The organism is Bacillus sp. LR--39 (assembly GCF_053613335.1).
Map to the genome: position 1 here is coordinate 1 of NZ_JBSIOT010000017.1, position 3,325 is coordinate 3,325.

The window sequence follows — 3,325 nt, forward strand, 5'->3', positions numbered from 1 at the left end:
AACGAAGACGGAATGCCAGCCGAAAGAGTGGGTAAGCCAGCCCATTAAAGGAGAAAAAATGACGATTGCGAAGTATTGTGCTGAATTAAAAAAGGCTGAAGCTGTCCCGCGCTCGGAGCTTGGAAACCATGAAGCAACAACTCTGCCGTTTCCGGGAAATGAAGGCGCTTCTGATAATCCAACCAGAAAACGCAGTGCAAACAGCAGGATAATCGCTGTGCCGGCGGAGAAAAAGCCAATCGCCCCTTGCAGCAGCGTAAAAAACGACCAGAAAAAGATGCTTAACGCAATGATAGTCTTTGAACCAAAACGGTCCAGCAGCCAGCCGCCCGGAAGCTGTCCGATGACATAGGCCCAGCCAAAGGCAGAAAAGACATATCCCATGGCGACCGAGTCCAATCCCAAATCGTGCTGGACGGAATCTCCGGTGATGGAAAGCGTCGCTCGATCCGCGTAGTTAATAGAGGTCACAAGAAACAGCATAAACACGATGAACCAGCGCACGGACGTTTTTTTGCCCGCCGGAGTAACACTCGCAAAGTCTTTTTTCATAGTATCTTCTCCTTTTCAAAGTAGAGAATCATATGCTGGTTGTGATAAACCGGGAAAGAGACGCACGCCTCTTTCCAGCACCATTACGGCTTCACAAAAACAGTTTTGATCGCTGTGAAAAAGTCCTTCGCTGCCTCACCCTGTTCTCGGGAGTGGGAGCTCGACTGCTTCATGCCGCCAAAAGGCGCCTGCAGCTCAACACCTGCGCTTTCTGCATTGATCCGAACCAGCCCGGCATCGATTTCATCAATGAAAGAAAGCATTCGGCGGATGTTTTCCGTGAAGATGGATGCACTTAAACCGAACTTCACATCATTGGCGATGTTCAGCGCCTCCTCTATCGAGTCCACCTTGATCAAGGCGATCACCGGACCGAAAATTTCCTCCTGGGCAATTGTCATCTCAGATGTCACATTGTCAAAGATGGCAGGCTGAACATAATAGCCGTTTTGATACTTTCCGTTCTCCAGCTTTTCTCCTCCTATTAAAAGGGAAGCGCCCTCCTGTTTGCCTTTCTCAATGTATGACAGGCAGTTATCAAGCTGATTCTTGCTGGCAATCGGCCCCATCCAGACATCCTCTTTTAAGCTGTCTCCGATTGTAATATCTTTTGTGCGCTGGAGCAGTTTTTCTTTAAAGCGCTCGTAAATTCCGCTTTGTACGATGACACGGCTTGTCGCGGTGCATTTCTGGCCGGTTGAACGGAAGGCCCCCGTTATGACAGCTTCTGCCGCAGCTTCAAGGTCAGCGTCATCAGCTACGATGACAGGGTTTTTGCCGCCCATCTCAAGCTGATATTTGGCTCCCCTCGCTAAAGCGGCTTGCCCGATGATTTTTCCGACTTGATTTGAACCGGTAAACGTAACGGCGTTTACACCGTCATGCTCAGCAAGCCCCTGCCCGACAACAGAACCCGGGCCTGTCACCAAATTGATGACCCCTGCCGGGAGCCCCGCTTCCTCAAAGCAGGCAATGATCTTCGCGCATGTCACAGCTGTTTCTGTCGCCGGTTTGATGACAACGGTATTGCCGTATACCAATGCCGGCGCCATTTTCCAAATCGGAATCGCCACTGGGAAGTTCCACGGAGAAATCACACCGATCACACCGAGCGGAACACGGGTGGTAAACATGAGCGCGTCTTTGTCAGTAGACGGAATGACGTCACCCGTTTTTCGCATGCCCTCTCCGGCGTAATAGCGCAGAATGGCAATCCCCCGGGCTGTTTCTCCCTTCGCTTCCGGCAATGTTTTACCCATTTCACGCGTTGCACAGGCGGCGATTTCCTCTAAGCGCTGCTCCATGATATCCGCTGTTTTGTATAAGTATTGGCCGCGCTCGGCACCCGTCAGCTTTCTCCAAGCCGTTTTGGCTTCATTGGCGGCGGCGACGGCACGTTCCACATCTTCAGCCGTTGAATTCTGTACATATCCGACAATGTCATTCACATCGGCAGGGTTTTCGACCTTGACCATATCGCCTGATTGAGACTTAACCCACTCTCCGTTAATAAAATTGAGATACGTGTTTTGTTCCGTGATCACAGACATGCCCATTGCCCCTTTCGTGTTTTTTCTGGTCAAACCGTCGCGGCTTTTTTCGGAAAACGGTCAGCCGCCTGCTTCAAAATTGCTTCCAATTGCTGATAATGATCTTTTTCAACCGGGCCGACAGGCGGTCTGGCTGTATTCCTTACATTCAAACCCATGATTTCCATACCGGCTTTAATCAAGGATACGGCGTAGCCTTTTCGTTGTTTGCGAATGTCGTTGATCGGCAGAATCACATGCCGATAGAGTTCCTTCACAAGCTCGTCATTTCCGTTTTTCAATGCATCATAGAACATTCGCGAAATATGCGGGATATAATTTGAAATCGCTGAAGAGTAAGAGTGGAACCCGATCGACAGATAAGCCGGCATCGTCACTTCAGCCATCGGCATTCCGTTGAGCCATCCTAAGCGGTCGCCGATCGTATAGACGAGGTTGATATTCAAATCCATATTTCCTACCCCGTCTTTGACACCGACAAGCTGTTCACATTCGGTCAGACGTTTGATCTGTTCAACAGAGAGAACGGCGTTATCGCGCTGATAAAGAATCGCGTTCAAGTCAGTGCTTTCAATAATCATTTTCGCATACTGGTACAGCCCCTCCTGTTCGCCATGCACCAAATACGGAGGTAGGATCAAGTAGCCGTCGGCGCCTTTTTTCTCCGACAGCTGCGCCCAATCAAGCGCTGTGCTGAGGTTGCCGCCCACCCCCGTGTAGACCGGCACCTTTCCTCCGGCTGCCGAGACTGCGACTTCCACCATTTGCTCATATTCCTTCTGGCTGAGAGATTGGAATTCACCAGACCCGCAAGCGATAAATATCGCTTCCAAGCCCTCATTCAGCAAAAACTCAATGTTTTGAAAAAGAGCTTCTTCCTCCAGTTTTCCTTGTGTGTTAAAAGGAGCAACCGGAAAACCTAAAATTCCAGCGGGTGCTTTTCTGATACGGCTCATCAACATAACCTCCTGTTATTTGTGTATACAGCCTCTATCTGTAAGCGCTATTATTAATTTTTCTTTCACATCCGCTCCTTCCCATATATCCTTTTGTTTAATTGTAAGACAAATAAACAATAAGTCAATATTTTTATTTTCTGATAGTTTATAAAAAAGCGGTAAATCACTGTCCGGCCGGGATTCTGCGCAGCAAAAAAACAGCCTGGTCAGCCGGCTGTTTGGTTTATATCCTTCTTTGTTTCATCGTCTCATGCAAAAGCTTTG

2 protein-coding genes and 1 pseudogene are annotated in these 3,325 nt (G+C 48.9%); all 3 read right to left on the minus strand.

The window, feature by feature from the left end; all coding sequences use genetic code 11:
- Positions 1–552 (minus strand): annotated as a pseudogene (gene gudP, locus ACWHAR_RS19530) (glucarate transporter GudP); the annotation flags it as partial.
- 83 nt (positions 553–635) lie between these two features.
- Positions 636–2,102 carry an alpha-ketoglutaric semialdehyde dehydrogenase GucD gene (gene gucD / locus ACWHAR_RS19535; protein WP_242304496.1) on the minus strand — a complete coding sequence of 489 codons (1,467 nt, stop codon included), beginning with the start codon at positions 2,100–2,102 and terminating at the stop codon, positions 636–638.
- Positions 2,103–2,131: 29 nt separating this feature from the next.
- Positions 2,132–3,058, minus strand: coding sequence for a 5-dehydro-4-deoxyglucarate dehydratase (gene kdgD / locus ACWHAR_RS19540; protein WP_041335237.1), 927 nt, complete (start codon positions 3,056–3,058; stop codon positions 2,132–2,134).
- Positions 3,059–3,325 lie beyond the last annotated feature (267 nt).

What these genes read in the sequence shown, in the direction of transcription:
- kdgD (WP_041335237.1), bottom strand. Translation starts at nt 3,058, where the DNA reads ATGAGCCGTATCAGAAAAGCACCCGCTGGAATTTTAGGTTTTCCGGTT.
- gucD (WP_242304496.1), bottom strand. Translation starts at nt 2,102, where the DNA reads ATGTCTGTGATCACGGAACAAAACACGTATCTCAATTTTATTAACGGA.